This is a genomic window from Natrinema sp. LN54, from assembly GCF_052439245.1.
GTDB classification, from domain to species: domain Archaea; phylum Halobacteriota; class Halobacteria; order Halobacteriales; family Natrialbaceae; genus Natrinema; species Natrinema versiforme_A.
This window is the reverse complement of record NZ_JBQVRP010000003.1, coordinates 340798-363951: the sequence shown is the minus strand read 5'-3', so window position 1 is coordinate 363951 and position 23154 is coordinate 340798. Positions and strand designations below refer to the sequence as shown.

At 66.4% G+C, this 23154-nt stretch carries 29 protein-coding genes and 1 tRNA gene; 15 read left to right on the top strand and 15 right to left on the bottom strand.

Going from position 1 to position 23154, the window contains the following annotated elements; translation table 11 throughout:
- Window positions 1-2: 2 nt before the first annotated feature.
- From ACT4ML_RS11115 to ACT4ML_RS11095, 5 genes are all read right to left on the bottom strand, one after another.
- Complete coding sequence (locus tag ACT4ML_RS11115) at window positions 3-194, bottom strand: hypothetical protein (protein WP_444720926.1); 192 nt, start codon at window positions 192-194, stop codon at window positions 3-5.
- Between the two features lie 154 nt (window positions 195-348).
- Window positions 349-660 carry a DUF4198 domain-containing protein gene (locus tag ACT4ML_RS11110; RefSeq protein ID WP_138246669.1) on the bottom strand — a complete coding sequence of 104 codons (312 nt, stop codon included), beginning with the start codon at window positions 658-660 and terminating at the stop codon, window positions 349-351.
- Window positions 661-731: 71 nt separating this feature from the next.
- On the bottom strand, window positions 732-1769 hold the full coding sequence (locus ACT4ML_RS11105; protein WP_444720925.1) for an ABC transporter ATP-binding protein: 1038 nt from the start codon (window positions 1767-1769) through the stop codon (window positions 732-734).
- The gene (locus ACT4ML_RS11100) at window positions 1766-3679 is read right to left on the bottom strand and encodes an ABC transporter permease (RefSeq protein ID WP_444720924.1); all 1914 of its coding nucleotides are present in this window, start codon (window positions 3677-3679) and stop codon (window positions 1766-1768) included. The genes ACT4ML_RS11105 and ACT4ML_RS11100 overlap by 4 nt, the downstream gene beginning before the upstream one ends.
- A gap of 4 nt (window positions 3680-3683) precedes the next feature.
- Complete coding sequence (locus ACT4ML_RS11095) at window positions 3684-4805, bottom strand: thiamine ABC transporter substrate-binding protein (protein WP_444720923.1); 1122 nt, start codon at window positions 4803-4805, stop codon at window positions 3684-3686.
- 108 nt (window positions 4806-4913) lie between these two features.
- Here ACT4ML_RS11095 and ACT4ML_RS11090 point away from each other — a divergent pair, with 108 nt between their 5' ends.
- The 3 genes from ACT4ML_RS11090 to ACT4ML_RS11080 all read left to right on the top strand — a co-directional run bounded on the left by ACT4ML_RS11090 (window position 4914) and on the right by ACT4ML_RS11080 (window position 7018).
- Entirely contained in the window at window positions 4914-6038 is a 1125-nt protein-coding gene (locus tag ACT4ML_RS11090) for an AI-2E family transporter (RefSeq protein WP_444720922.1), read from the top strand.
- A 109-nt stretch (window positions 6039-6147) separates the two neighbouring features.
- Window positions 6148-6360, top strand: coding sequence for a hypothetical protein (locus ACT4ML_RS11085; RefSeq protein WP_444720921.1), 213 nt, complete (start codon window positions 6148-6150; stop codon window positions 6358-6360).
- A gap of 85 nt (window positions 6361-6445) precedes the next feature.
- Complete coding sequence (locus ACT4ML_RS11080) at window positions 6446-7018, top strand: DUF5518 domain-containing protein (RefSeq protein ID WP_444720920.1); 573 nt, start codon at window positions 6446-6448, stop codon at window positions 7016-7018.
- A gap of 38 nt (window positions 7019-7056) precedes the next feature.
- Here the strand turns inward: ACT4ML_RS11080 and ACT4ML_RS11075 are convergent, their stop codons facing one another.
- The 3 genes from ACT4ML_RS11075 to ACT4ML_RS11065 form a co-directional block, all read right to left on the bottom strand.
- Window positions 7057-8364 carry an ABC transporter permease gene (locus ACT4ML_RS11075; protein ID WP_444720919.1) on the bottom strand — a complete coding sequence of 436 codons (1308 nt, stop codon included), beginning with the start codon at window positions 8362-8364 and terminating at the stop codon, window positions 7057-7059.
- Window positions 8361-9119 (bottom strand): ABC transporter ATP-binding protein, encoded by a 759-nt coding sequence (locus ACT4ML_RS11070; RefSeq protein WP_444720918.1) that lies wholly within the window; start codon window positions 9117-9119, stop codon window positions 8361-8363. The genes ACT4ML_RS11075 and ACT4ML_RS11070 overlap by 4 nt, the downstream gene beginning before the upstream one ends.
- 73 nt (window positions 9120-9192) lie before the next feature.
- Window positions 9193-9483, bottom strand: a complete 291-nt coding sequence (locus ACT4ML_RS11065) for a hypothetical protein (protein WP_444720917.1) — start codon at window positions 9481-9483, stop codon at window positions 9193-9195.
- Between the two features lie 301 nt (window positions 9484-9784).
- Between ACT4ML_RS11065 and ACT4ML_RS11060 the strand changes: the two genes are divergently transcribed.
- Genes ACT4ML_RS11060 through rpiA form a run of 3 tightly spaced genes read left to right on the top strand, consistent with a single transcriptional unit; the run spans window position 9785 to window position 12311 of the window.
- Window positions 9785-10723, top strand: a complete 939-nt coding sequence (locus ACT4ML_RS11060) for an ATP-binding cassette domain-containing protein (protein ID WP_444720916.1) — start codon at window positions 9785-9787, stop codon at window positions 10721-10723.
- Window positions 10720-11553 carry an ABC transporter permease gene (locus tag ACT4ML_RS11055; RefSeq protein ID WP_444720915.1) on the top strand — a complete coding sequence of 278 codons (834 nt, stop codon included), beginning with the start codon at window positions 10720-10722 and terminating at the stop codon, window positions 11551-11553. The genes ACT4ML_RS11060 and ACT4ML_RS11055 overlap by 4 nt, the downstream gene beginning before the upstream one ends.
- Window positions 11554-11603: 50 nt before the next feature.
- Entirely contained in the window at window positions 11604-12311 is a 708-nt protein-coding gene (rpiA, locus tag ACT4ML_RS11050) for a ribose-5-phosphate isomerase RpiA (RefSeq protein ID WP_444720914.1), read from the top strand.
- A 45-nt stretch (window positions 12312-12356) separates the two neighbouring features.
- Here rpiA and ACT4ML_RS11045 read toward each other — a convergent pair whose 3' ends face one another.
- The 3 genes from ACT4ML_RS11045 to ACT4ML_RS11035 all read right to left on the bottom strand — a co-directional run bounded on the left by ACT4ML_RS11045 (window position 12357) and on the right by ACT4ML_RS11035 (window position 13535).
- A complete protein-coding gene (locus ACT4ML_RS11045; RefSeq protein ID WP_444720913.1) occupies window positions 12357-12761 on the bottom strand; it encodes a hypothetical protein in 405 nt (134 codons plus the stop codon).
- A gap of 18 nt (window positions 12762-12779) precedes the next feature.
- Window positions 12780-13235, bottom strand: coding sequence for a hypothetical protein (locus ACT4ML_RS11040; protein ID WP_444720912.1), 456 nt, complete (start codon window positions 13233-13235; stop codon window positions 12780-12782).
- 132 nt (window positions 13236-13367) lie between these two features.
- Window positions 13368-13535 (bottom strand): DUF1931 family protein, encoded by a 168-nt coding sequence (locus ACT4ML_RS11035; protein WP_004267503.1) that lies wholly within the window; start codon window positions 13533-13535, stop codon window positions 13368-13370.
- 289 nt (window positions 13536-13824) lie between these two features.
- Between ACT4ML_RS11035 and larB the strand changes: the two genes are divergently transcribed.
- The 4 genes from larB to ACT4ML_RS11015 all read left to right on the top strand — a co-directional run bounded on the left by larB (window position 13825) and on the right by ACT4ML_RS11015 (window position 16262).
- Window positions 13825-14583: a nickel pincer cofactor biosynthesis protein LarB gene (larB, locus tag ACT4ML_RS11030; RefSeq protein WP_138246655.1), complete on the top strand. Its 759-nt coding sequence runs from the start codon at window positions 13825-13827 to the stop codon at window positions 14581-14583.
- Between the two features lie 119 nt (window positions 14584-14702).
- Window positions 14703-14852: a DUF7563 family protein gene (locus ACT4ML_RS11025; RefSeq protein ID WP_175416473.1), complete on the top strand. Its 150-nt coding sequence runs from the start codon at window positions 14703-14705 to the stop codon at window positions 14850-14852.
- Window positions 14853-14924: 72 nt separating this feature from the next.
- Window positions 14925-15173: a GIY-YIG nuclease family protein gene (locus tag ACT4ML_RS11020; protein WP_444720911.1), complete on the top strand. Its 249-nt coding sequence runs from the start codon at window positions 14925-14927 to the stop codon at window positions 15171-15173.
- Between the two features lie 99 nt (window positions 15174-15272).
- Entirely contained in the window at window positions 15273-16262 is a 990-nt protein-coding gene (locus tag ACT4ML_RS11015) for a hypothetical protein (RefSeq protein WP_444720910.1), read from the top strand.
- Between the two features lie 51 nt (window positions 16263-16313).
- Here ACT4ML_RS11015 and ACT4ML_RS11010 read toward each other — a convergent pair whose 3' ends face one another.
- Window positions 16314-16907 (bottom strand): NADPH-dependent FMN reductase, encoded by a 594-nt coding sequence (locus ACT4ML_RS11010; protein WP_444720909.1) that lies wholly within the window; start codon window positions 16905-16907, stop codon window positions 16314-16316.
- A gap of 149 nt (window positions 16908-17056) precedes the next feature.
- On the opposite strand from ACT4ML_RS11010, the gene ACT4ML_RS11005 reads away from it, so the two are divergent.
- Window positions 17057-18451: a phosphoglucomutase/phosphomannomutase family protein gene (locus tag ACT4ML_RS11005; protein WP_444720908.1), complete on the top strand. Its 1395-nt coding sequence runs from the start codon at window positions 17057-17059 to the stop codon at window positions 18449-18451.
- A gap of 161 nt (window positions 18452-18612) precedes the next feature.
- Window positions 18613-19287, top strand: coding sequence for a TIGR00266 family protein (locus ACT4ML_RS11000; RefSeq protein WP_444720907.1), 675 nt, complete (start codon window positions 18613-18615; stop codon window positions 19285-19287).
- A gap of 44 nt (window positions 19288-19331) precedes the next feature.
- On the opposite strand, the gene cysE is transcribed toward ACT4ML_RS11000, so the two are convergent.
- The 3 genes from cysE to ACT4ML_RS10985 form a co-directional block, all read right to left on the bottom strand.
- The gene (gene cysE, locus ACT4ML_RS10995; protein ID WP_444720906.1) at window positions 19332-19847 is read right to left on the bottom strand and encodes a serine O-acetyltransferase; all 516 of its coding nucleotides are present in this window, start codon (window positions 19845-19847) and stop codon (window positions 19332-19334) included.
- A gap of 255 nt (window positions 19848-20102) precedes the next feature.
- On the bottom strand, window positions 20103-20771 hold the full coding sequence (locus tag ACT4ML_RS10990) for a metallophosphoesterase family protein (protein WP_444720905.1): 669 nt from the start codon (window positions 20769-20771) through the stop codon (window positions 20103-20105).
- A gap of 76 nt (window positions 20772-20847) precedes the next feature.
- The gene (locus ACT4ML_RS10985) at window positions 20848-21435 is read right to left on the bottom strand and encodes an IMP cyclohydrolase (protein WP_138246647.1); all 588 of its coding nucleotides are present in this window, start codon (window positions 21433-21435) and stop codon (window positions 20848-20850) included.
- Between the two features lie 115 nt (window positions 21436-21550).
- Between ACT4ML_RS10985 and ACT4ML_RS10980 the strand changes: the two genes are divergently transcribed.
- From ACT4ML_RS10980 to ACT4ML_RS10970, 3 genes are all read left to right on the top strand, one after another.
- Window positions 21551-22117 carry a homing endonuclease associated repeat-containing protein gene (locus ACT4ML_RS10980; RefSeq protein WP_444720904.1) on the top strand — a complete coding sequence of 189 codons (567 nt, stop codon included), beginning with the start codon at window positions 21551-21553 and terminating at the stop codon, window positions 22115-22117.
- Window positions 22118-22241: 124 nt separating this feature from the next.
- Window positions 22242-22314, top strand: a tRNA-Gln gene (locus tag ACT4ML_RS10975).
- A gap of 128 nt (window positions 22315-22442) precedes the next feature.
- Complete coding sequence (locus ACT4ML_RS10970; protein ID WP_444720903.1) at window positions 22443-23153, top strand: rhodanese-like domain-containing protein; 711 nt, start codon at window positions 22443-22445, stop codon at window positions 23151-23153.
- The last annotated feature ends 1 nt before the right edge of the window (window position 23154 follow it).

Here is a 23154-nt window from a genome sequence, read left to right as displayed (position 1 = left end):
TCCTACTCCTCCGTCGCATCCTCTTCGTCCCGCTCGTCTCCGTCGGAGTCGGCGGCTGCCTCACTCGTCTCCTCCTCCTCGAGCGGCGGCTCGTCCTCGTCGTCTCGCTCGAGGGCCTCCTCGAGTTCCCGCTCGCGCTGACGCTCTTCGGCGTCGTCGGCTTGATCGTTCCGACTGTCCTTGGTGTCTGCCATGCTATCGTATACGGTGGCGACCGGGATAACGGTGTGCCATGCCAATTCGTCGCTCATCCGAGACGGGCGTCCGACCGTCTGCTCGCGTTCGGACGACTGAACGCGTCTCGAGCCCCGAGACGAGTCGCTGGGCCGGTCGCGCGATGCGATCTCCTCATCGGGAACCCACGTGCCGACGCGGACGGCGTCTGGACGCGCTCGGCACCACCCGAACGAGCGTCGACGCCGGCTCGTACGCGACGCGCTCGCTCGGGGACTTCGCCGCGACGAGCTTCCAGTATCCGGGCGAGTCGATCCGCAGTCGACACAGCCCCCGCTCGTCCGTCCGTATCGATTTCGTCTCGGTCGTCACGAGGGCCCCTTCGACGGGCTGTCGCCGGTCATCGCGGACGCGAACGGTGACTTCGGTCCCGACCGCGATCTCTCTCCGCTCGACGGCGATCCGGAGCTGACGAGTGATTTTCATGCGGGTGTATAGCACACTCGAGCGGAAAAGCGATCACCTGCGAGTTCCGGCGAGCGTCTCCCTGAGCCGGCTCAGCGCCGAGCGACGACGTGTGCGTCCTCGGGCGCGAACCCGACCGTCAGTTCGTCGCGCTCCGGGACGGACGGCCGCTGGAGGACGATTTCGGTGCCGTTCCACCGGCCGTTGACGCGGACGGTTTCGCCGAGGAACTCGCTGGTCTCGACGCTCACCGTCAGCCGGTTTCGCTCGGCGGACTGCGAGAGCGCGCCCGGGCGCACGCAGATCGTGACCCGGTCGGTTCCCTCGGGGAGCGACGGCACCGCGAAGGTCTCGCCGCCGAGATCGACCTGTGAGTACTCGCCCTCGCGGCCGCGGACCTCGCCGTCGAAGACGTTGTTGTCCCCGACGAACTCGGCGACGAACCGAGTCGCGGGCTCGCGATAGATCTCCTGTGGTCGGCCGACCTGCTCGACTCCGCCGTCGTTCATGACCGCGAGCCGGTCCGAGATCGCCAACGCTTCGGCCTGATCGTGCGTGACGTAGACCGTCGTGATCTCGAGCTCCGACTGAATCCGCTTGATTTGCCGGCGTAGCGACTCCCGAAGTTGCGCGTCGAGCGCGCTCATCGGTTCGTCGAGCAAGAGGAGATCCGGCGCCGGGGCGAGCGCTCGAGCGAGCGCCACCCGTTGGCGCTGGCCGCCCGAGAGTTGCTCGGGGCTGCGCTGGCCCATCCCCTCGAGATCGACCAACTCGAGGAGGTCGGCGACGCGGTCGTCGACCGTCGCCCCGTCCGGCGGCTCCCGGAACCGGAGCCCGTAGCCGACGTTTTCGGCGACGCTCATGTGGGGGAACAGCGCGTAGCTCTGGAAGACCACGCCGACGTCTCGCTGCTCGGGCGGCACGCCGGTCATCTCCCGGCTATCGAAGCGGACCGCGCCGTCGGTCGGCTCCTCGAAGCCGGCGATCGTCCGCAGCGTCGTCGTCTTCCCGCAGCCGGAGGGCCCGACGAGGGTGAAAAACTCCCCGTCGCGAACGGTGAGATCGACGCCCTCGAGGGCGACGGTGTCGCCGTAGGCCTTCGAGACCCCCTCGAGGCGAAGCTCCGTCATCGTTCGAACCTCCCGCCGACGCGGTCGACGACGACGAAACTCGCGGCCGTGACGGCCAACAGCACCGTCCCCATGGCGATGGCGGGGCCGGAGCGGTGACCGAGGTAGCGCTCGACGGCGACGGGCATGGTGTAGGACTGGCTGCCGCCCGCCAAAATCACCGTCGAAGAGAACTCGCCGATCGAGATGGCGAAGGCGAAGGCCGCGCCGGCGACGATGCCGCTGGCCACGAGCGGCAGTTCCACGTCACGGAGTGCACGGTACCGAGAGGCTCCGAGCGCGCGTGCGGACTCGACCATCGCCGGGTTGAGATTTGACAGGAGCGGAGAGACGTTGCGCGTAACGAAGGGGTAGGCCGCGACGGCGTGGGCGAAGACGATCGCGACCGCGCCCGTCACCTGAAACCGCCAGCCGCCGGGCAGCGGGATTCCGAAGACGAGCCCCTGCAGGAGTCCGATCCCGAAGACGACCCCGCTGACCGCGAGCGGCACCATCGCCAGCGTGTCGACGATCGCGCCGCCGCGTCCGGCACGCACCGTCACGACCGAGACGACCACGCCCATCGGCACGGCCACGGCCAGCGTCGCGACCCCGAAGACGAGCGAGTTCCGGATCGCGACCCACGGCAGCGTCTGGTAGTCGGCCCCCTCGAGTTGGCGCTCGAGCAGGAACGCGTAGTGATCCAGCGTGAACCCGTTCCCGCCGGTGACGCTTCCGATGACGAGACTCGCCATCGGGCCGACGAAGACGACGAGGGCGACGAGTCCGTAGCCCAGAATCGCCAGCCGGCGCGGCGAGAGCGCCGTCCGGAGATCCGGAAACAGCGGCTCTCTGTCGGGGTTGCTGGTTCCGCGAGCCAGACCGGACCGAGCGGATTCGTACCGGAGGTAGGCGTAGGTCAGGGCAAGCGAGAGGATCGTCTCGAGGACCGCGAGCGTCGCGGCCTCGGCGTAGGCCAGCCGGCGGACCCGATCGTAGATCCAGACCTCGACGGTCGCGAGCTGTAGCCCGCCCAGTGCGAGCACGATGGGGAAGGTCATGAAGGTGAAAATGAACGTCAACAGCGCGCCGGTCAGGACCGCCGGAAGGAGCTGCGGGACGACCACGTCCCGGAACGCGCGGCGCGGACTCGCCCCGAGGCTGCGGGCGGTTTCGACGGTCCGAGCGTCGACGGACTCCCACGCGGCGACGGTGACTCGCGCCACCAGCGGCGCGTTGTAGAACGCGTGGGCGACGATGACGATCGCGAGCGGATTCCACTCGATGAAGGGGTACGGCCCGAGTCCGGCGACGCCGAGCAGTCCATTGAGCGTTCCCGTGCGACCGAACATCGCGTAGAAGCCGACCGCGACCATGATCCCCGGCAGCACGAACGGCAGGATCGTCAGCGAGCGCAGCGTTCGCCGCCCCCGGAACTCGTAGTTCGCGAGCACGTACGCCGCCGGCAGGCCGAGCGCGACGCTCGCGACCGTCGACAGCGCGGCCTGATAGGCGGTAAAGCCGAACAGTCCCGTCCGCACCCCCGGCGTCTCGAGGCCTGGCACTGGAACCGGGAGCGGGACGCCAGGAAGCGGGTACTCGAGCGAAATCGACACCGAGACGGCCGCGAGCCAGCCGGTGATCGACTCGAGGTGGTGCCGGACCGCAAGCGGCTCCGCGAGGACGTCCGCGAGCGCCCCGACGTAGAACGGATCGGTGAGGACCTCGCGAAAGAACGCGAGCGTCGCCCCGCCGTCGTCGACCACGGCGTTGACGAAGACGACGCCGATCGGGAGATAGAGCATGACGGCGAGGACGGCGGCCGTCGCGAGCCCCGTCAGGGAAAGGGCGTGGCGCTCGAGCCAGCCGCGAGCGGCGGCGGACCCTCGTCGAAGCCGGGCGAACCGGCCGGACCGATCCGATCGGAGCACGGCCCTATCGGCCGGCGAACTCGCGGGCCCAGTCCTCCGTCCAGCCGCCGAGGTTCCCCCGGAGGTCGTCGTAGCCGACCGTCACCGCCTCCGGCGGAACGTGGGCGTACTGGTCGAACTCCTCGTCGAGGTCGACGTACGCCGACTCGACCGCCGGGAACTGGACGTTGCGCTGGGCGATGACGGCCTGGGCGTCGTTCGAGAGGGCGAAGTCGAGGAATTCGTAGGCGAGATCGAGTTCGCTCGCCCGCTCGAAAATTCCCATCCCCTCGGGGTTGGCGTACCCCTGATCGTTCGGGAACGCGATCTGATGACGGCTCATGTCGTAGCCGTACTCGTTGGCGAACACTTGATCGGTCGAGTAGGAGACGACCATCGGCCGCTGTCCGTTCATGTAGGACCCGTTGTACGATTGTTGCCAGTCTTCGAGGATACGAACGCCGTTGTCCTCGAGGTCGCGCCAGTAGTCGAGATAGCCGTCCTCGCCGGCGGCGTCGATCGTCCACAGCAGGAACGCTTGGCCCGGATCCGAACGCTGTGCGTTCTGGGCGAGCAGCGCGTCTTCGTAGGCCGGTTCGGTCAGCGCCTCGAGCGTCTCGGGTTCGTCGACTACGTTCTCGTCATAGACCAGACAGATGTAGCCCGTGTCGTAGGCGAGCACGCGGCCGTGCGGATCGCCCATATCGAGTCCGTCCCGGATGCGCTCGGCGTTGTCGATCCGGTCGACGTTGAGTTCTCGGAGGAGGCCGCCGTCGTCGAGCGTGTCGTCGATCCGGACGAGGTCGTCGATGTTGGCCCCGAGATAGACGTCGGCGTCGAGGTCGGCGTTCTGCCGTTCGCGATCGATGTAGTCGTTGATGCCGTTCTCCGGGAGCGTCCAGGTCAGTTCGGCGTCGGGGTAGGCCTCCTCGAAGGCCTCCTTCAGCCACGGACCGGCCGGATTCTCTCCGTTGACCATCGAGTCGTACGTCGCAACCCGAAGCTCCCCCTCGAGGTCCGGGTTCTCCGGTTCTGGATCGGCGTTTCCATCGTTGTCGTCCGAACCGTCCCCATCGCGAGTCAGACAGCCAGCGACGCCGGCGATTGCGCTTCCGCCGACCGCGCCGACGAACGTTCGTCGTCTCATTACGCGGTGGTTGTACCGGGTGGTCTTAAGGCCCCTGATCGACGTTGTTCCGTTCCGCTGTCGCCGCTAGAGCCGAAAGACTTTATTCGCCGGGTGAGATTCACTGCTGTGACTGGACCGACGACCGGGACGAACTCGAGCGCAAACGGACGCCGCCGGTACGTCCTCGCGGGAATCGTCGTCCTCCTCGGCGCCATTACGGCCGGTATCCTGCTCGAGGTCCTCGGGACGATCCTGTTCGCGCTCACGGTCGCCTACGTCCTCATGCCCGTCCAGCGCTGGCTCGTCAGGCGGGGCCTCTCCGAGTGGCTGGGCGCGCTCGCGGCGACCGTCGTCGGCTTCGTGGCCGCGATCGCGGTCTTCTCGCCGATCGTCGTGACCCTTTACTTCCGCACCGAGCAGGTGCTCGACGCCGTCGAGAGGCTCCCGCGGGAGCTCTCGATCACCGTTCTCGAGGCGACGTATTCGATCGAGGCCGGCCAGGTGCAGGCGCTCGCGGTCGACTATCTCAGCAGCGCCGCGACCACGTTCGCGCTGGCACTGCCGGTGCTCGCGATCAAGTTCGCGCTGTTCGTCGTCCTCCTCTTCGGCCTTCTGCTCAAGGGCAAAGAGGCGGGCCGGGCCGCCGTCGCGCCGATTCCCCACGGCTACCGGGACGTCGTCTACGCGCTCACGACGCGGGCCCGCGAGACGCTGTACGCGATCTACGTCCTGCAGGTCGCGACCTCGATCGCGACGCTTCTCATCGCCTACCCGCTGTTCTGGGTGCTCGGCTACGAGGGGGCCCTGACCCTCTCGATCGTCGCCGCGGTGTTGCAGTTCGTCCCGATCATCGGTCCGAGCATGCTCATCGCCCCGATCGCCGTCTATCACGTCGCCGCCGGCGACGTCGTCGCGGCGACCCTGATCGGCGTCTTGGGGCTCGGACTCGTCGCGTGGCTCCCCGATATCGCCGTCCGGCCGCGGCTCTCCCGCCGCTCCGCCGGCCTCCCCGGCAGCCTCTACTTCGTCGGCTTTACCGGCGGCCTCTTCACGCTCGGCCCGATCGGAATCGTCGTCGGGCCGCTGCTCGTCGCGGTCTTCGTCGAGGCCGTCGACCTGCTCGCCGACGAGGTCAACAGCGACGCCACGTTCGGCGAGATCATCGAGTCCGACCTCGAGGACCCCCCGAACGAGACCGCCGACACGGAGACGACCTTCGAGGAGTCGAGTTCGTCGGTCGCCGACGACTGACCGTCGACCGCTCCGATTTCCGTCTCGACTCCGCACAACTGACTGTGATGTGAATCCGGACCAATACCTTTTACATTAAATTAATAATCCTGACGGGAGGTGTCCGAGTATGCGCCGCCAGACCTCGTTCCCGGTCGCCCTCCTCGTTACGGGGATCGCAATTCTCTGTATGGTCGTGATCGCATCCGGCTTTCTCGACCCCGACTGGATGCTCGAGACCCTCGGGTTGGAGGCCTATCTCGGTGCGATCGTCGTTCTGCTGATCTGTACCGTCCTGTCGTTCCGGCTCGATCTCGCCGGGGCGCTCCGACGGAACCCGTAGTCGGCGACACGACGCTTGGGTCTCGATATCGGATGGCGATCCCGTAATCCCCCTCTATTTTCACGCTCCCCACCGTTCGTTCAGTATGGCCAGCAGTCGAACGCTCATCAACGCGATCATCGGAGCCGTCGTCGGCGTCGTCCTCTCGTTCATCCCCTTCTCGACCGTGCTCGCCGGGGCGATCGCCGGCTTCCTCGAGGGGCCGGACGGCCGAGCGGGAGCGATCGCCGGGACGCTGGCCGGTGCGATCACGTTCCTTCCGATCGCGGGTGGCGCGGTGCTCGTGTTCGGGTTCCTCGGGTTGGGACTCGGCTTCGGCGTCCCGTTCGAGGGCGTCGCGTTCCTCTGGGTCCTGCTCGTCGGCGGCATGCTGTTCCTCCTCTTCTATACCGTCGGCCCGGCGCTCTTGGGCGGCTATCTGGGCGCGTACCTCGCACGCGAGTATCCCGACCAGCGACGGCGCACGCGGGAGACGATCCGGCTCGATACGGGATCGAGGCGGCCGTCACGTCCGACCGAGACGACGGGTGTCAGCGGTCGCGAGCGGGATCAGGGTCGGGATCGGGATCGAACCACGTCGGGCGGTCTCGAGGGCGACCGTTATCCGGACCGCGAGCGGGACCGAGAGCGCGGTCGCGAACCCGATCGGGAGTCGTAGGCGGCGGGCGACCGCAGCCGGCGGCCTCGGCGCTCGAGTCACTCGTATCTGAGCGCGTCGATCGGGTCCGTCCGCGCCGCCCGCCACGCGGGATACAGCCCCGCGAGGATCCCGACGAGGACGCCGACGGCGATCGCGAGCGCGACGTACTCGAGGGGGTAGACGAGCGGAATTTCGATATACTGCGCGCCGAGATAGCCGGCGAGCAGTCCCAGTCCGGTCCCCAAGATTGCGCCGATGACGCCGAGGATGACCGCCTCGGTCAGGAACAGGCCGAGCACGTCGCGGTTCTGCGCGCCGACGGCTTTCATGATGCCGATCTCGCGGGTCCGCTCGGTGACGCTGACGAGCATGATGTTCGCGATGCCGATCGAGCCGACCAGCAGGGAGATGGCCGCGATGCCGACGATGAAGTTCCGCAGGAGATCCAGGATGTCCTGCAGCTGTTGGAGCAGTTCCGTGCTCGTCTGGAAGGTGACCGCGAGGTCGTCGCCCAGCAACTCGCTCGCGTCGGAGTCGTCGCTCTCGAGATAGGCGGTCGCGCTCTCCCGGGCGGCGTCGATGTCGGACTGGTCGGTCGATTCGGCCTCGACGATGATCGCGAGGAAGCGGGCGTCGTCGCCGCTATCCTCTCCCTCGTCGGTACTCTCACCACCATCGCCGCCATCGCCACTACCGCCGATCCCCAGCCCGGACGCCTGTTCGGCGTAGTAGGGATCGGTCGGCACGTAGACCCGCGGCGAGGACTCGAACCCTTCGAACGGGCTCAGTCCCTCGTTGGTGTCGGTGATGCCGACCACCTCGAGGGTCGTCCGCTCGCCGCCGAGGATCGTCACCGCGAGTTCGTCGCCGACGGTGACGTTCTCCTCGAACTGGTTCGCCGCCGCGGGGTTGATCACCGCCTCGCGTTCGCCCATCTCGAACTGTCTGCCCTCCGTTATCCGTTCCTCGCGGATGTACGACGGCCCCGAGGCGATCAATCCGTTGCCCTGTGCGACCTGCTCCTCGCCGTTCGAGATCGCCTGCGTCTGAATCGTCGCGTAGCCGTAGGCCGCCTCGACGTCCTCGAGGTCCTCGACCGCCTCGAGGTCGTCCTGCGTGAAGACGGGTTGCGCGCCCGCCAGCGGGCCGCCCTCGGTGTCGGGATCGGCGGCCCACCCGTAGACGTTTCGCTGGTCGTCGGGACTGATGTCGCCGATGAGTCCCGCCTGCAGGCTCGCCCCCAGCGTCACGAAGGCGATGACCGCCGCGATGCCGATCACGATCCCCAGCGTCGTCAGCGCCGACCGGAGCTTGTGGCCGCGAATGGACCGCCACGAGAGGCGCAGGCTCTCGAGCGGGTTCATTCGCCATCACCGCCCGACTCCGACTCTCGACCCGTGGCCGGATCCGTCGTCGCGCCGTCGACGGCTCCGTCGAGGGCTTCGATCCGCTCGAGTCGCCCGTCGAGCAGGTGGACGATCCGGTCGGCTCGCTCGGCGACGTGGCGCTCGTGCGTGACGACGAGCATCGTCGTCCCGCCCTCGTGAAACTCGTCGAAGAGGTCCAGAATGTCAGCTTCGGTGTCGGTATCGAGGTTTCCCGACGGCTCGTCGGCCAGCACGATCGCGGGATCGTTGACCAGTGCCCGCGCGAGCGCGACCCGCTGGCGCTGGCCCCCCGACAGTTCGTTCGGCAGGTGATCCACCCGGTCACCCAGTCCGACGCGCTCGAGCAGGTCCCGCGCCCGCTGCCGGCGCTCCGTCCGGTCGACGCTCTGGAACAACTGCGGGAGCGCCACGTTCTCGAGGGCGTTCAGCCGCGGCATGAGATTGAACGTCTGGAAGACGAAGCCGACCGCCGTTCCGCGGAGCCGGGTTCGCTCGCGGTCCCCGAGCGCCCCGACTTCACGACCCCCCACGACGACCTCGCCCGCCGTCGGCGTGTCCAGACAGCCCACGAGATTCATCAGCGTCGACTTTCCGGAGCCGCTGGGCCCCATGATGGCGGTGTAGGAGCCCTGCGGGACCTCGAGGGAGACGCCGTCGAGCGCGTGGACGGGCTCGCCCAACTGGTAGGTCTTGCGGACGTTTGAGAGGCGGACCGCCGTCTCCCGTGCCATGCTGGGTCGTCCACGGACGGTTCAAAAAAAGTTCGGCGCGACGGCACGCCGCTCTCGACGGACCGAGAACCCGTTACCACTCACCGGAAGCGGACTCGCTTTCCACGGATTCGGCTGTCGTCGCGTCACTCCGACGGAAGTAATAGACGATCAAGACGATAATCCCGATCGGCGGAAACAGAAACAGCGGTGCACCGACGCCGAGACTCCATGCGAGTTCGTTGTTCTCGCGGGGTGTGGAATCCTTATATACCCAGTAGGCGACGCCGATCGAGATGAGAAGCAGGACCGCCGTTCCGGCGTAGTAATACAGCATCATCTCCTCGCTGACCGCCTGCAGCGGGACGAGCGCTAGTTGCGACACGGTCTCACCCCGCTCGAGTCGTCGGTCGATCGACCGTCACACCGCCGGCGTCGGTCGCTGAGACCCCGATCGATGCGCTGTCGCGCGCGGATACGCATGATTTGGAGCACAGGTGATAAATATTTCACATATTATCTATATCTTTTGCTCGTATTCTGGCAGTGATATTCGAACTGCGATCCCATCAAAGACTGTGTTCGACCAGCCGATAGAAGGTCGCGGGTCGATCCGGGTTCAGCGAGTGATAGTTACCCAAACAAGCTATTTGTATGAGGTCCTATTCTAGTACGATAATTGAACTATGGCTACAATCGACATCTCCGGTGTGACGAAACGGTACGGGAGCGAAACGGCGCTCGACGGCTTAGATCTCTCCGTCGAAAACGGAGACATCTACGGCTTCCTCGGCCCGAACGGTGCGGGGAAGTCCACGACGATCAACCTCGTGCTCGATTTCATTCGGCCGACACAGGGAGACGTGCGCGTGTTCGACCTCGACGCGCAGGCGGACAGCCTCGAGATCCGCAACCGAACCGGCATCCTCCCCGAGGGTGCCGAACTCTACGATCGCCTGACCGGCCGCCAGCACGTCGAGTTCGCGATCGAATCGAAACGGGCCGACGACGACCCCGACGAACTCTTAGCGCGGGTCGGTATCGCCGACGCGGCCGAGAAGAAAGCCGGCGGCTACTCGAAGGGGATGGCCCAGCGACTCATGCTCGCGACGGCGCTGGTCGGCGAGCCCGACCTGCTGATTCTGGACGAGCCCTCCACCGGACTCGATCCGAACGGGGCCCGCGAGATGCGTGAGATCATCCGCGAGGAGAACGAACGGGGCGCGACCGTCTTCTTCTCCTCGCACGTCCTCGGGCAGGTCGAGTCGGTCTGTAACCGCGTCGGCATCCTCCGAGACGGGCACCTGATCGCGGAGGACACCGTCGAGGGCCTCCGCGACTCCATGCCGAACCAGACGCGACTCCGGGTGACGCTCGACCGAATCCCCGACGACTCGTCGGCCGCCCTCGAGACGATCGAGGCCATCGAGGGCGTCTCGTCGGTAACGCCGGAGGGGAGAACCCTCGTGGTCGCCTGCGAGGACAGCGCGAAGACGCGCGTGTTGCGGGCGATCGAGGACATCGGCGTGTCCGTCGAGGACTTCGCAACCGACGAGTCCTCGCTCGAGGACCTGTTCGTGGCCTACACGTCCGATACTGCCGACAGCACGAGGGCCGTCCGATGAGCGCGATCACCGTCGCGAAGAAGGACTTCAGGGACGCCGTTCGATCGCGCGTGCTGATCGGGCTGACCGTGCTGTTCGCCCTGTTTACCGCCGGCGGCGCGTTCCTCGCCTCGCGGCTCTCGGAGCTGTTCGAGGAGGGCGGTGCGGAGTCGACGATCGAACTGATCCTCGCCTTACAGACACCGGCCGGCTTTCTCGTCCCGATCATCGCCCTGATCATCGGCTACGGGGCGATCGCCGGCGAGCGAGAGAGCGGGAGCCTGAAGTTCCTGCTCGGGCTCCCCCACCGGCGTCGGGACGTCGTCCTCGGGAAGGTGCTCGGTCGGACGGGCGTGGTGGCCGTCTCGATTCTGATCGGCTTTGCCGTCGGTCTGATCGGCCTCTTCGCGTTCGTCGGCTCGGTCTCGATCCCCGACTACGTCGCCTTTACCGCCGTGACGATACTGTTCGGGTTCGTCTACGTCTGTCTCGGCGTCGGTCTCTCCTCGATGACGCGGTCGACGACCAGAGCGGCGGTCGGTGCGATCAGCATCGTCGTCCTGTTCAAACTCCTCTGGAGTATCATCGCGCAGATCCTGCTCTATGCCGTCGAGGGATCGCTTCTTATGGAGTCGTTCCCCGACTGGTATCTCGCCTTCCTTTCGCTCCGCCCGGAGGCAGCGTACGGCTCCGCCATCAGTGTCTTCATGTCCGAAACGTCGACACAGGCGTCACCCATCGAGAGCCTGCCACTCGTCGCCGAGCCGTGGTTCGGCTTCGTCATCCTCGCGATCTGGGCGGTTGTCCCCCTCGGACTCGGTCTCTTGTGGTTCGACGGCGTCGACCTCTGAACCGGGGCCGAGTTACAACGTTTTTCACGCCGCCGCTCGCTTGAGAAACCATGAAGACGGAGGGCGGTTCCGACGCAGCGAAGCGCCGCGCCGGCGAACGTGCGGCCGAGGCAGTCGAGGACGGGTTCGTCGTCGGGCTCGGCACCGGTTCGACGACCGCCCACGCGATCCGGGCGATCGGCCGGGCCGTCGACGACGGCCTCGAGGTCCGCGGCATTCCGACCTCGTTTCAGTCCCGTCAGGTAGCCCTCGAGGTCGGCATCCCCCTGACCGAACTCGACGCGGTCGACGGCGTCGACCTCGCGATCGACGGCACTGATCAGGTGGTCGACGACCCCGACGCCGCCGCTCACGGCGCGCTCATCAAGGGCGGCGGTGCGGCCCACGCGCGCGAGAAACTCGTGGATACAGCGGCGGACCGGTTCGTCGTCGTCGCCGATCCCTCGAAGCTGACCGACCGGCTCGAGCGGTCGGTGCCGGTCGAGGTGCTTCCCGATGCCCACACCACCGTGGCGGGCCGAATCGAAGCGATGGACGGCGAACCGGCACTTCGAACCGCAGAGCGAAAGGACGGCCCGGTCGTGACCGACAACGGGAATCTGGTGCTCGACTGCGCGTTCGGTCCGATCGACGACCCCGACGCGCTGGCGACGAAACTCTCGGAGATGCCGGGCGTCGTGGAACACGGCCTGTTCGTCGGGGTGGCCGACGCGACCTACATCGGCACCGACGACGGTGTCGAGGTCCGCCGCTACTGACACGTTCTTCGCCCGTCACCGACCGGATCAGACTCGTTCACAGCGTCACGCCGCTTCATCCGCGGGGGTGCCGACCGGCCGTGCGAACAGTCCGGCGATCACGTACATCGCCCCCAGTAGGCGGGTCGCGGGCACGACCCATCGTTTCAACTCGAGCTCGTCTGCGTTCTCGTAGGTCACCTCGAGACTGCGTTCGACGACCGTTCGCGGGAACAGCGCCAGTACGAACCTGACGACCGCGAGCGCGGTCTCGATACGTGCCGGGACGCCGTCGTCACGACCGAGCAGCCAGACGAACGCCACCCCCTCGAGTCGAGCCATCGGAACCGTCCACGGTCGCAGCCGTCCTGCGCCGGGGTCTGTGAACGCGATCCGCTCGCCCATCTCGATGATCTGTCTCGGGGCGACGATTTCGAGGACGGCGAACCCGATCGCCAGTAATCGTCGCATGGCTCGTGACGGTCGTCGTCAACTCGAGCGGAGCCGTAGCCGGCTCGAGGACGGATCCGCGTCGGTCTCGCTCGCGGACGCCGTCGGCTCCTCGCCCGTGCTCCGCGAGAGCAGGGTCACGGTGAGATAGAGCACGCCGAGCAGCCGCGCCGCGGGCACGACCCACGGTTGCAGTTCGAGATCGTCGGTATTCGCGTAGACCAGATACTGACTGAGTTCGATGATCGGCTGCGGAACCAAGACGAGCGTCAGGCCGGCGAGCCCGAGCACTCCGGTGACGAGCGTCGATCCCTTCCGGCCGCGGACCAGCAGCCAGACGAAGAGCAATCCCTCGAGTCGCGCGCCGGTACGCGCCAGCGGTCGTCGCCGGGTTTCCGACGGGTTTCGCAGTCCGATCCGTTCGCACAGTCCGATGATCGGTTCCGGCTTGGCGATCTCGGCGAGTCCGAAGCCGATCAGGAGTTTGCGCAACATGTATCGCACCTACCACGGCGAGTGGCAAAAAACTCGAGCCGGCAGCCGGGTGCCAGACCGCCGAACGTCCCGTGGCCGACTGGACGCGTCGCTATCCGAGTAGCGTCCGAAAAAATCGCAAGCGATCGTGCCTTACAGGTCGCGGGGCTGGACCGTCTTCCGGTCGTTGGCCTCTGCGCGTCGGGCGGCGTCTTCGAGCAGTTCGTCGACTTCCTCGTCGAGTGCGTCGTAGAAGTCCGAAGCTACGTTTTTGTCATCGAGCGCTTCCTTGACGGCGGCTTTGACGATAAGATCTGCCATACGATGTACCCGTTTCGCGTTACCTCATATAACGGTTTTGGTTAGTCGTGGAAATACGGGGGTTGCAGCGGTTGATTCGCCTGTTTCGGGTACCAAAACCACCGGAAAGTATATGTCGGATGAATTGCCGCCCCGAATTTCGGGCCGATCGAGCCCCGGCATTCGGGTCGCGCGCGGGCCTCCGGGGCTGGCGCGCACGTTCAGCGATCCGTACGATTGGGAACGAGTACCGTCCGAGGAGTCGAGGCCGGGTCGACGGATTCGAGTGCGTCGACCGCCGAGGACGACCATGCGCGAACTCCTCGAGGCCGTGGCCGACGGCTCGCTGTCGCCGGCACAGGCCGAAGCCGAACTCAGGGGGTACGTGGTCGGCGAGGCGGGTCGATTCGACGCCGCTCGCGAGCAGCGCCGCGGGATTCCGGAGGCGATCCTCGCGGAGGGCAAATCGGCCGAACAGGTCGCCGCACTCGCCGAGACCGCCCTCGAGACGACGGGTCGGGCGTTGCTCACCCGGCTCTCCGACTCGCAGTTCGACGCCCTCGAGTCCCACCTCGGGGACGCCGTCCCCGACGCGACGATCGATCGCCGGAGCGCGACGGTCCGCATCACGACGCCCGACTACGAGCAGCCGTCGCTGGACGCGACGGTCGGGATCGCCACCGGCGGAACGGTCGACGGGCCGGTCGCCGACGAGGCGGCGGCCGTCTGTCTGGACGCCGGCGCGACGGTCGATCGGGTCGACGACATCGGGGTCGCGGCGCTTTCACGGACCCTCGACCAACTCGACCGGCTCCGCGAGGCGGACGTTCTCATCGTCGCTGCCGGACGGGAGGGTGCGCTGCCGACCGTCATCGCGGGTCTCGTCGACACGCCGGTTATCGGCGTCCCCGTCTCGAGCGGCTACGGTCACGCCGGCGACGGCGAAGCGGCACTGGCCGGACTGCTCCAGTCCTGTACCGTGCTGTCGGTCGTCAACATCGATGCGGGGTTCGTCGCCGGCGCGCAGGCGACCCTGATCGCGCGGGCGATCGACGCCGCTCGAGACTGACTCGGACACACCCTTTCGGAAAAATCCTTTTCATAACCGAAAAGCCAAACAGTGTATGGAGAAGGTTATTTATTCGTTCGCCCAGTAGTCCGAGGTACCGGCTTCGGCCGGTGTGACCAATGCCCAAGTGTGATCACTGCGGCGCGCACGTCTCCGAACGGTTCGCACGCGTCTTCGCCGACGAACACGGCGAAATCCACGCCTGCGTGAGCTGTTCGGCCAACGCCGGAATCGCGGAAGCCGCAAAAGAGCGCGCCCGCGGCGCCTGACGCATCGCGACCGACAACCACACGCCCCCTCGGACGAGTCGCTTTTTACCGTCCCACACCTGCCCACGAGCGATGGCCGATCACGTCGTCTACGTCCTCGAATGTGCCGACGGCTCGCTCTACACCGGCTACACGACTGATCTCGAGCGACGCGTCGCCGAACACGACGCCGGCGAGGGCGCGAAGTACACCCGCGGACGGACGCCGGTCGAACTCCGATACCACGAGCGATTCGACTCCAAATCCGCCGCGATGTCCCGCGAGTACGAGATCAAGCAACTGAGCCGCGCCCGGAAGGAACGACTCGTCGGCCTCGAGTGAGGCTCCGCCCGGTCGAGGGATGAAGCGCCGCTGTCCGCTATTATATCATCCATCACATCCGAAAAATAGATGTGATCCCGGTGTGATAGGTACCCTGAGATGGAACCCGACATCGTCGACGATCTCAAACAACCCGAGTACACCGGCGAGAACCGGTGTGAACCCTGTACCGTCCTGAACCTCGGTATCGCAGCGGTGGTCAGCACTGCCATCGCGCGCAAATCCCGAGTCGGTGGCCTCCTCGCCGCCGGCGTCTCGATCGCGCTGATCTACCTCCGCGGCTACCTCGTTCCGGGCACGCCGACGCTGACCAAGCGGTATCTCCCGCCCGAGGTCCTGCGCTGGTTCGGCAAGGATCCCGAACCCGATGTCGCGAGCGGCCTCGGATCCGTCGATACCGTCTCGGCTGATGCCCCCGAGCCCGCTCGATCCGCCGGCGAAACCGACGCGACGAGCGGCACCGGTGCGGCCGACGACGTGACCTCGTTCGACGAGAGCAGTGTTGCCGATACGCCCGACGCGGACGATGCGACTGTCACCACCAGCGATCCCGCTGGCGAACGAGCGGCTCTCGACCTCGAGACGTTCTTCCTCGAGCACGGCGTCCTCGAGCCGTGTTCGGACCGAGACGACCTCTGTCTCACCGACGATTTCGAGACCGCCTGGTTCGACGAAATCGAGCCCCTCGAGGAGTCGGACGTCGACGCCGTGGCGGCCGTCGATGCCTTCGGGTTCGACGCCGATCCCGACGCGTTCGAACTCGAGACCCGTGGCGAGGGCCGCGTTCTCCTATCGCAGTCGGGTGCGGCCGGCCGGTGGCCCTCGCGTGCCGCACTGATCGCTGACGTCGCCGCGAGCCGAACCCTCGAGACGTGGGTCGACGACTGGGATGCCTTCGACCCCGAGACGAAAGGCGAGGTCCTGAACGGTCTCCGCATGTTCCTCGAGACGTGTCCGTCCGGCGGCGACGTACGGATGGGCGAGGAGGTCGTCGAATCCTGCTGTAGCTCCCACGAGGTCGTCGCGGTCACCTGCGAGGAGACGGGCGAGCGACTCTTCGAACAGCGCCTCGCCGACGTCGACGCCTGACTCGCACTGGTCGACCGCTGCTGACCAGTGACCGGCGACTCGAGCCGGAACTCAGTCGTCGGCTGCCGCGGATCGCGACGACGTGACGCTGGGATCGATAAAGGCGTACTCGGCGATCATCCGGCCGAGTTTCTCGACGCGGTCCCGGAGTTCGGGGTCGCGGAACCGGCGGCCGTCGATCGCGTCCGGATCGGTTTCGAACTTTTCGGACGCGTTTCGGAGCCCGACCTGATGGGGGAGGACCCAGCCGTGGACGCCGCGGACGGTGATCCGGAGGTGATCGAGCGTCGAGCCGTAGCTCCCGCCGCCGGCGGTCGCCAGCAGCCCGACGGTCGTCTCCTCGTACTCGTCGAAGCCGCAGTAGTCGTGGAAGTTCTTCAGTGCGCCCGAGTACGAGCCGTGATAGACCGGCGTCCCGAGGACGACGGCGTCGGCCTCGCGAACGAGGCGGGTCACCGCCTCGCTGTCGCCCTGTTCGCCGATATCGGGATCGTAGACGGGGAGGTCGTACTCTCGCAGGTCGAGGAGCGTCGTCTCGGCACCGGCTTCCTCGGCCGCTCGGAGGACGTACTTCAGCGCCGTTCGCGTGTAGCTCTCCTCGCGGAGGCTGCCGCTGACGGCGACGACGGATGGGGAGGGCGTCATAACCCGCTGTACGCGACCGATTCGGAAAATACTATTGCCGACGTTGTGACGATGCGGACCGACCCATCGAATCCCTCGCGTCACAGTGTCGCTATCGCGTTCTGCCCGCCAGCGTCGCTTTTTTCGCGCCGGCCATCGACCACCGGAGTATGGAGACGATCAGCTTCGGCACCGACGGCTGGCGGGCGACGCTCGAGGAGTTCACCGCTCCCCGCGTTCGGATGGTTGGGCAGGCGGTCGCGACGTATCTCGCGGACGAGGGACTCGAGGGACCGGTCGCAGTGGGGTACGACGCCAGAGAGACCTCGCGCGGGTTCGCCGAGGAACTGGCGCGGGTGCTGTGTTCGAACGGGTTCGACGTCCTGCTGTCCGATCGGGATCGGCCAACGCCGCTGATCGCCTACGCGATCGTCGACCGCGACCTCGCTGGCGGGCTCGTCATCACCGCCTCCCACAACCCGCCGGAGTACAACGGCGTGAAGTTCATCCCCGAGGACGGCGCGCCGGCCCTCCCCGCCGTCACCGACGCCATCGCGGATCGGCTCGCCGAACCCGACCCGCTCCCCGAGGCCGAGCACGGGACCGCTCGCGAGGTCGACTTCGCCGAGCCACACGCCGACGCCGCCCTCGAGTTGGTCGAGTCGATCACCGGCAGCGCCGATCTCTCCGGGCTCTCCGTCGCCTACGACGCCATGCACGGCAGCGGCCGCGGGACGACCGACGCCCTCCTCGAGCGCGCCGGCGCCACCCTCGAGCGCTATCGCTGCGAGCGCGATCCCGAATTTGGCGGCGGCTCACCCGAACCCGCCGCGGAGAATCTCTCGGACCTGATCGCGGCCGTCACCGACGACGGGAGCGACGTCGATCTCGGAATCGCTAACGACGGCGATGCCGACCGGATCGCCATCGTCACGCCCGAACGCGGCTATCTGGACGAGAACCTGTTTTTCGCCGCCCTCTACGACTACCTGCTCGAGGACGCGTCGGGCGCGGCGGTCCGGTCCGTCTCGACCACCTTCCTGATCGACCGGGTCGCCGAGGCCCACGGCGAGACCGTCCGCGAGGTCCCGGTCGGCTTCAAGTGGGTCGCCGAGGCGATGGCCGACGGCGACGCCTTGGTCGGCGGCGAGGAGTCCGGCGGCTTCACCGTTCGCGGCCACGTCCGCGAGAAAGACGGCGTTCTCTTGGCCGTGCTCGCGGCCGCGATGCACGCCGCGGAACCGCTCGACGACCGGGTCGATCGGCTCCTCTCCGAGCACGGCACCGTCGTCCAGGACAAGATCAGCATCGACTGCCTCGACGACGAGAAGTCGCGGGTGCTCGCCGACCTCGAGGACGTGATTCCCGAGACCGTCGCCGGAACGGCAGTCGAAGATATCAACACCGCAGACGGGTTCAAACTCCAACTCGCCGACGGCTCGTGGCTGCTGGTCCGACCGAGCGGCACCGAGCCCGTGTTGCGGGTCTACGCCGAAGCCGCCGACGAGGATCGGGTCGGGGAGTTGCTCGAGGCAGGCGAGGAGTTGGTCGAACCGCTGATCTGAGCGGCCCACGGTGGATAGCAGTAGGGAGTAGCGCGATTTCGGTATTCAGAAACGGGCTGGCACTCGATCCGATCCCGACGTGTGTAAACTGTTCAGTGGTCGAACCGGGTAGTCGGTAATTTAATTAACACTACGGCGAATCGCTCTGGCAAGACCCTCCAATGGACTACGAGTTTACACACCAACCGTCGTACACGCACTTGATCGTGACACTGGAGCCGGGCGAGTCGGTTATCGCCGAACCGGGCGCGATGGTCGGTCACTCTGCGAACGTCTCGATGGATACCGGAACGAGTCGAGACGGACTCCTCAGTTCGGCGAAGTCGCTGCTGGGTGGGGAGTCGGCGTTCGCCAACGAATTCACCGCCGAAGACGAACCGGGGACGGTAACGTTCGCTCCGCCGTCACCGGGCGACATTATGCCCCACGAGCTTCGGGACGAGACGCTGTACTCCACCGACGGGGCGTTTCTCGCGGCAACCGAGGGTATCGACATAGACTCTGAGATCGGCGGTCTCAAGTCGATGTTGGGTGAGGCCAGCGTGACGCCACTGGCACTGAAAGGGACCGGAACGGCCTTCATCGACGCATACGGTGGTCTCGAGAAACTCGAACTGCCGGCCGGCGAGTCCTACGTTTTGGACAACGAACATCTGATCGCCTGGGACGACGAGGTCGACTACTCGGTCCGGCGGGTCGGCAATCTCAAATCGACCCTACTGAGCGGGGAAGGTCTCGTCTTCGAGTTCACTGGCCCGGGGACGGCCTGGTACCAGACGCGTGACATGGACGCGTTGGTGTCGGTCCTCGCTCCGCGCCTGCCCAGTGATAACTGAGAACTCCAAGTCTCGAATCGATAACGGTTGCCGAGAGCATTCGGTTAGTCGACTCGCTCCGCCGGCACGCCGACGACGGTCGCGCCGGGTTCGACATCTCGGGTGACGACCGAACCGGCACCGACGGCGGCGTCCTCGCCGATCGTGATATCGCCCAACAGCGTCGCGTTCGCGCCTAACTGCGCGCCGTCCTCGACCGTCGGATGGCGCTTGACCGGCGCGTTGGTGTCGCCGCCGAGCGTGACGCCGTGGTACATGTGAACGTCGTCGCCGATTTCGGCCGTCTCGCCGATAACGACGCCCATTCCGTGGTCGATCGTCACCCGCCGGCCGAGCTCGGCGGCCGGGTGGATCTCCACGCCCGTCAACAGCCGAACGAGGTGGGAGAACAGCCGCGCCAACAGGCGACGGCCGGCCCCGCCGCTCCAGCAGCGGTGGGCGAGCCGGTGGGCCCAGACCGCGTGCAGGCCCGGATAACAGAGGCAGACCTCGAGCCAGCCCTGCGCAGCGGGGTCGCGCTCGCGCATCGCCCGCACGTCCTCACGCACGCGTTCGAACATCGCTCTCGATCGGCCTCGCAGGAGCGGTCTCGATGCGACGCTGGCCGCGAGTCGACGGACGAGTCGGCGAGCGACAACACCGGCCCACGGCGTAACGAGGACAGTTCCTGTCGGGACGCCCGGTGGGGCCGGTAGATACCATATCCGAACGTAGCAGTGGGGGTAGTGTAAAAAGATTCGTTTCCGGCATCCCGCGGATTCGCGCTCGTACGGCGGGCTCCCCACGTCGATTTCGTCGGCGTCGGCCCCGCCGGGTTACTTGCCTCGAGCGAGTCGCGTCCCGATGCGTTCGGGCAACCCTGCCTCGTCGACCGCCGCTTGGACCGCCTCGATGTCGTACTCGACGCGATAGGTGTCGACGGTCAGCGCGTCGAGATCGAGCACCGCATAGCCTGCTCGCGGATCGCCGTCGCGGGGCTGGCCGACGCTGCCCGGATTGACGACGATCCCCTCCGTGAACTGCTTTGCGCCCTGCACGTGGGTGTGGCCGAGCACCAGCACGTCCTCGTCGCCGAGCAGCCGCGCCGAGAACTCCTCCGGGTACGTATACCGAGTGTACCGGTCGGGATCGTCCGGGTGGCCGTGGACGAGTTTCACCCGGCCGTCGCACTCGAGTCGCTCCGCCGGCAGGGAACCGACCCACTCGAGTTGGTCGTCCGAAAGCTCCTGCTCGGCGTAGTCGACACCTGCCTTTGCCATCCCGTTGAACCGGAAGGGCGTCTCCGCGGCGACGGCGGCGTCGTGGTTTCCCATCACCGTCGGCACGCCCCGCTCTCGCAACTCGTCGACGCAGTCGGCGGGCCACGGGTTGTAGCCGACGACATCGCCCGCACAGTACAGTTCGTCGACCGGCGGCATGTCCTCGAGGACGGCCTCGAGCGCGACCCGGTTGCCGTGAATGTCCGAAACGAGTCCGACCTTCATGCTCGAGGATAACTGCCTCGAGGGGTTTGTAGGTTAGTCGTTGCCTCGAGCGAACCGGCCAGCGCCGTCGCGTCGATCAGTCGCCGTTCTCGATCGCCGTTTCGAACCCGTCTTCGGTCCGGGCGACGCCGGCCGCACAGACCGCGTGTTCGAACTCGAGGTCGTAGGCCTCGCTCGCGGCCGCCGCCGCGTCGTCGGCCTCGAACTCGAACGCCTCGGGCGAGTCCGTCTCGTAGGTCGCGACTAGCGTCGGCTCGTCGACGGTCTCGACCAGCAGCGCGTCCTTGCGAACGGTTCCGATCAGCGCCTCGCCGTCGCCGATCGTCGCCGCGATCCGGGGCGTGTCGTAGTCGTCTTTCTCGTAATCCAGCGCCAGCAGGCTCTCGGCCAGCGCGTCCCGGGCGGGATACCCTAACTCGAGTTTCTCCGCGATCGGATCGACGTGCGAGCCGTTGCCGAACGCGGCCGTCTCGCCCGTCGGCGTCTCGACGATCCGCAGGCAGTTGTAGGAGACGTAGGGGTTGTCCGTCTCCGGCGCGTCCTCGGTGGGACCGACGGTGAGCGCCTCGTCTCGAGCGGTGAGCTCTCGGTTCGGGAACGACCGCGAAGAGACGCGATACGCGCCAACTTCGGGGCCGACGACGACGAATCGTCCGATGTACATACTCGCAGGTGCGCGAGAGAACGGAAAAGGGGTATCGGTTCGCGTCCGCTCTCTCGCTGGTCTCGGAGCGTAGCGCGGACGAGGGTTTATACGGGATGCCGCGGCCAACGGGTGCATGACCACCGAGGCGAAGTGCCTCGAGGCGCTCCGGGAGGCTGCCGAGCGACTGGGTGAGTCGCCGACGAAAGCGCAGTACGAGGAGTTGGGCCTGACGCCGGCGTCCGCGACGATCATTCGGACCTGCGGCGGCTGGAACGACGCGAAAGAGATGGCAGGGCTCGAGACTGCGTACTCGCGGGGGTCTCGAGTCGGGCCAAAACCGGACGATGTTGAACTTCCGGACGGAACGTCGTGGGAGGACCTATCTGTCGACCAGCGGTGGCACTACAAACACGCTGACCGGAACACGGAGCGGTCGCTCGAACGGCGGGAGTCACACAGAGCGTGGGCAAACGAACTGCAGCGAGCGCGTGGCGGTTGTACTCGTTGTGACGAGACGGATCCCGCTTGTCTCGACTTCCACCATCTCGACGCGGCGGAAAAAGAGATGGCTGTCGGGAAACTGATCGCCTTCGGCTACTCGAAAGAGCGAATCAAAAGCGAGATCGAGAAATGCATCGTTCTCTGTGCAAACTGCCATCGAAAGGAGCACTACGGTTCCTCCCCCTCTGAGTACGACTGAATCTGAATTCCGCTACCGGCGGCAGTTTTGCTCTCGGAGTTGCAGCCGAGTTCGTAACACTCTAATACGGAACCCAACTATGTTGCAATACACCGTCGCAAACGAAGGTCGACGGAAACATGTCAGTCCATTGGGGTAGCGGCCAATCCTGAAGCCTTCTGGGGGCTTCGACCCTGGTTCGAATCCAGGATGGACTACTTCTCTGCCGTTTCGACTCGAGCACTTCACCAGTTCCACCTCCCGGTTTCCAGTCGAAACGAAGGGGTCTCACGGTAACTCTCGCGTCACCAGAAGTCATATCTCCCTGTCCTCGTTAGCTGTCCGTATGAATCGACGGACGTTCCTCGCCGTTAGCGGGACGACGACGGTCGGCGTGGTCGCGGGCTGTCTCGGTGGCAATAGCGACGCGACAGCGGCCAACGAATTCGACTACGAACTGAACCCGACGCCCAGCGGAGTCGACGTTCCGCTCGTGCCAGTCGAGGATGCCTACGAGTGGTACAAAAACGACGAGGCGAAGTTCGTCGACGCGCGCACTCGAACCCAGTACGATGAACGGCGGATCAAAGGCGCCGTCTTCTCGCCGGCAGCGGACGCCGGCGACATCGAGGACGATCCGGTCGAGGAGTGGTCGACCGATACCCGGGTCGTCACCTACTGTGCGTGTCCGCATCACCTGTCCTCTCAGCGTGCCGCCTCCCTGATCGACGCGGGATACGAACACACGTACGCGATCGACCAGGGACTCGGCGGATGGATTAACGGCGGCTACCCGCTCGAGGGGTCGGCCATCGACGCCGAATGGGAACTGTACGAGATCGACGGCACGACCGATTCCGAGTACGCCGGTGAGATGGTTCGACTCGATCAGATCGGTGAGAACCGCGTCGAAGTGGCGCCGATCCAGGACGACGGCTCGTACACGCTCCAGTTACACTATGCGGGGTCGACGGACTCGCAGTTCAAAGTCGAAGCGCCCGACTATACCGTCGAGGGAACCCTCGCGGAACTGACCGACGGAACCCTCTCCGGCTGAC

Coding starts and splice junctions, on each gene's coding strand:
- ACT4ML_RS11115 (WP_444720926.1), bottom strand. CDS start 194: ATGGCAGACACCAAGGACAGTCGGAACGATCAAGCCGACGACGCCGAA.
- ACT4ML_RS11110 (WP_138246669.1), bottom strand. CDS start 660: ATGAAAATCACTCGTCAGCTCCGGATCGCCGTCGAGCGGAGAGAGATC.
- ACT4ML_RS11105 (WP_444720925.1), bottom strand. CDS start 1,769: ATGACGGAGCTTCGCCTCGAGGGGGTCTCGAAGGCCTACGGCGACACC.
- ACT4ML_RS11095 (WP_444720923.1), bottom strand. CDS start 4,805: ATGAGACGACGAACGTTCGTCGGCGCGGTCGGCGGAAGCGCAATCGCC.
- ACT4ML_RS11085 (WP_444720921.1), top strand. CDS start 6,148: ATGCGCCGCCAGACCTCGTTCCCGGTCGCCCTCCTCGTTACGGGGATC.
- ACT4ML_RS11080 (WP_444720920.1), top strand. CDS start 6,446: ATGGCCAGCAGTCGAACGCTCATCAACGCGATCATCGGAGCCGTCGTC.
- ACT4ML_RS11075 (WP_444720919.1), bottom strand. CDS start 8,364: ATGAACCCGCTCGAGAGCCTGCGCCTCTCGTGGCGGTCCATTCGCGGC.
- ACT4ML_RS11070 (WP_444720918.1), bottom strand. CDS start 9,119: ATGGCACGGGAGACGGCGGTCCGCCTCTCAAACGTCCGCAAGACCTAC.
- ACT4ML_RS11060 (WP_444720916.1), top strand. CDS start 9,785: ATGGCTACAATCGACATCTCCGGTGTGACGAAACGGTACGGGAGCGAA.
- ACT4ML_RS11055 (WP_444720915.1), top strand. CDS start 10,720: ATGAGCGCGATCACCGTCGCGAAGAAGGACTTCAGGGACGCCGTTCGA.
- rpiA (WP_444720914.1), top strand. CDS start 11,604: ATGAAGACGGAGGGCGGTTCCGACGCAGCGAAGCGCCGCGCCGGCGAA.
- ACT4ML_RS11045 (WP_444720913.1), bottom strand. CDS start 12,761: ATGCGACGATTACTGGCGATCGGGTTCGCCGTCCTCGAAATCGTCGCC.
- ACT4ML_RS11040 (WP_444720912.1), bottom strand. CDS start 13,235: ATGTTGCGCAAACTCCTGATCGGCTTCGGACTCGCCGAGATCGCCAAG.
- ACT4ML_RS11035 (WP_004267503.1), bottom strand. CDS start 13,535: ATGGCAGATCTTATCGTCAAAGCCGCCGTCAAGGAAGCGCTCGATGAC.
- larB (WP_138246655.1), top strand. CDS start 13,825: ATGCGCGAACTCCTCGAGGCCGTGGCCGACGGCTCGCTGTCGCCGGCA.
- ACT4ML_RS11025 (WP_175416473.1), top strand. CDS start 14,703: ATGCCCAAGTGTGATCACTGCGGCGCGCACGTCTCCGAACGGTTCGCA.
- ACT4ML_RS11020 (WP_444720911.1), top strand. CDS start 14,925: ATGGCCGATCACGTCGTCTACGTCCTCGAATGTGCCGACGGCTCGCTC.
- ACT4ML_RS11015 (WP_444720910.1), top strand. CDS start 15,273: ATGGAACCCGACATCGTCGACGATCTCAAACAACCCGAGTACACCGGC.
- ACT4ML_RS11010 (WP_444720909.1), bottom strand. CDS start 16,907: ATGACGCCCTCCCCATCCGTCGTCGCCGTCAGCGGCAGCCTCCGCGAG.
- ACT4ML_RS11005 (WP_444720908.1), top strand. CDS start 17,057: ATGGAGACGATCAGCTTCGGCACCGACGGCTGGCGGGCGACGCTCGAG.
- ACT4ML_RS11000 (WP_444720907.1), top strand. CDS start 18,613: ATGGACTACGAGTTTACACACCAACCGTCGTACACGCACTTGATCGTG.
- cysE (WP_444720906.1), bottom strand. CDS start 19,847: ATGTTCGAACGCGTGCGTGAGGACGTGCGGGCGATGCGCGAGCGCGAC.
- ACT4ML_RS10990 (WP_444720905.1), bottom strand. CDS start 20,771: ATGAAGGTCGGACTCGTTTCGGACATTCACGGCAACCGGGTCGCGCTC.
- ACT4ML_RS10985 (WP_138246647.1), bottom strand. CDS start 21,435: ATGTACATCGGACGATTCGTCGTCGTCGGCCCCGAAGTTGGCGCGTAT.
- ACT4ML_RS10980 (WP_444720904.1), top strand. CDS start 21,551: ATGACCACCGAGGCGAAGTGCCTCGAGGCGCTCCGGGAGGCTGCCGAG.
- ACT4ML_RS10970 (WP_444720903.1), top strand. CDS start 22,443: ATGAATCGACGGACGTTCCTCGCCGTTAGCGGGACGACGACGGTCGGC.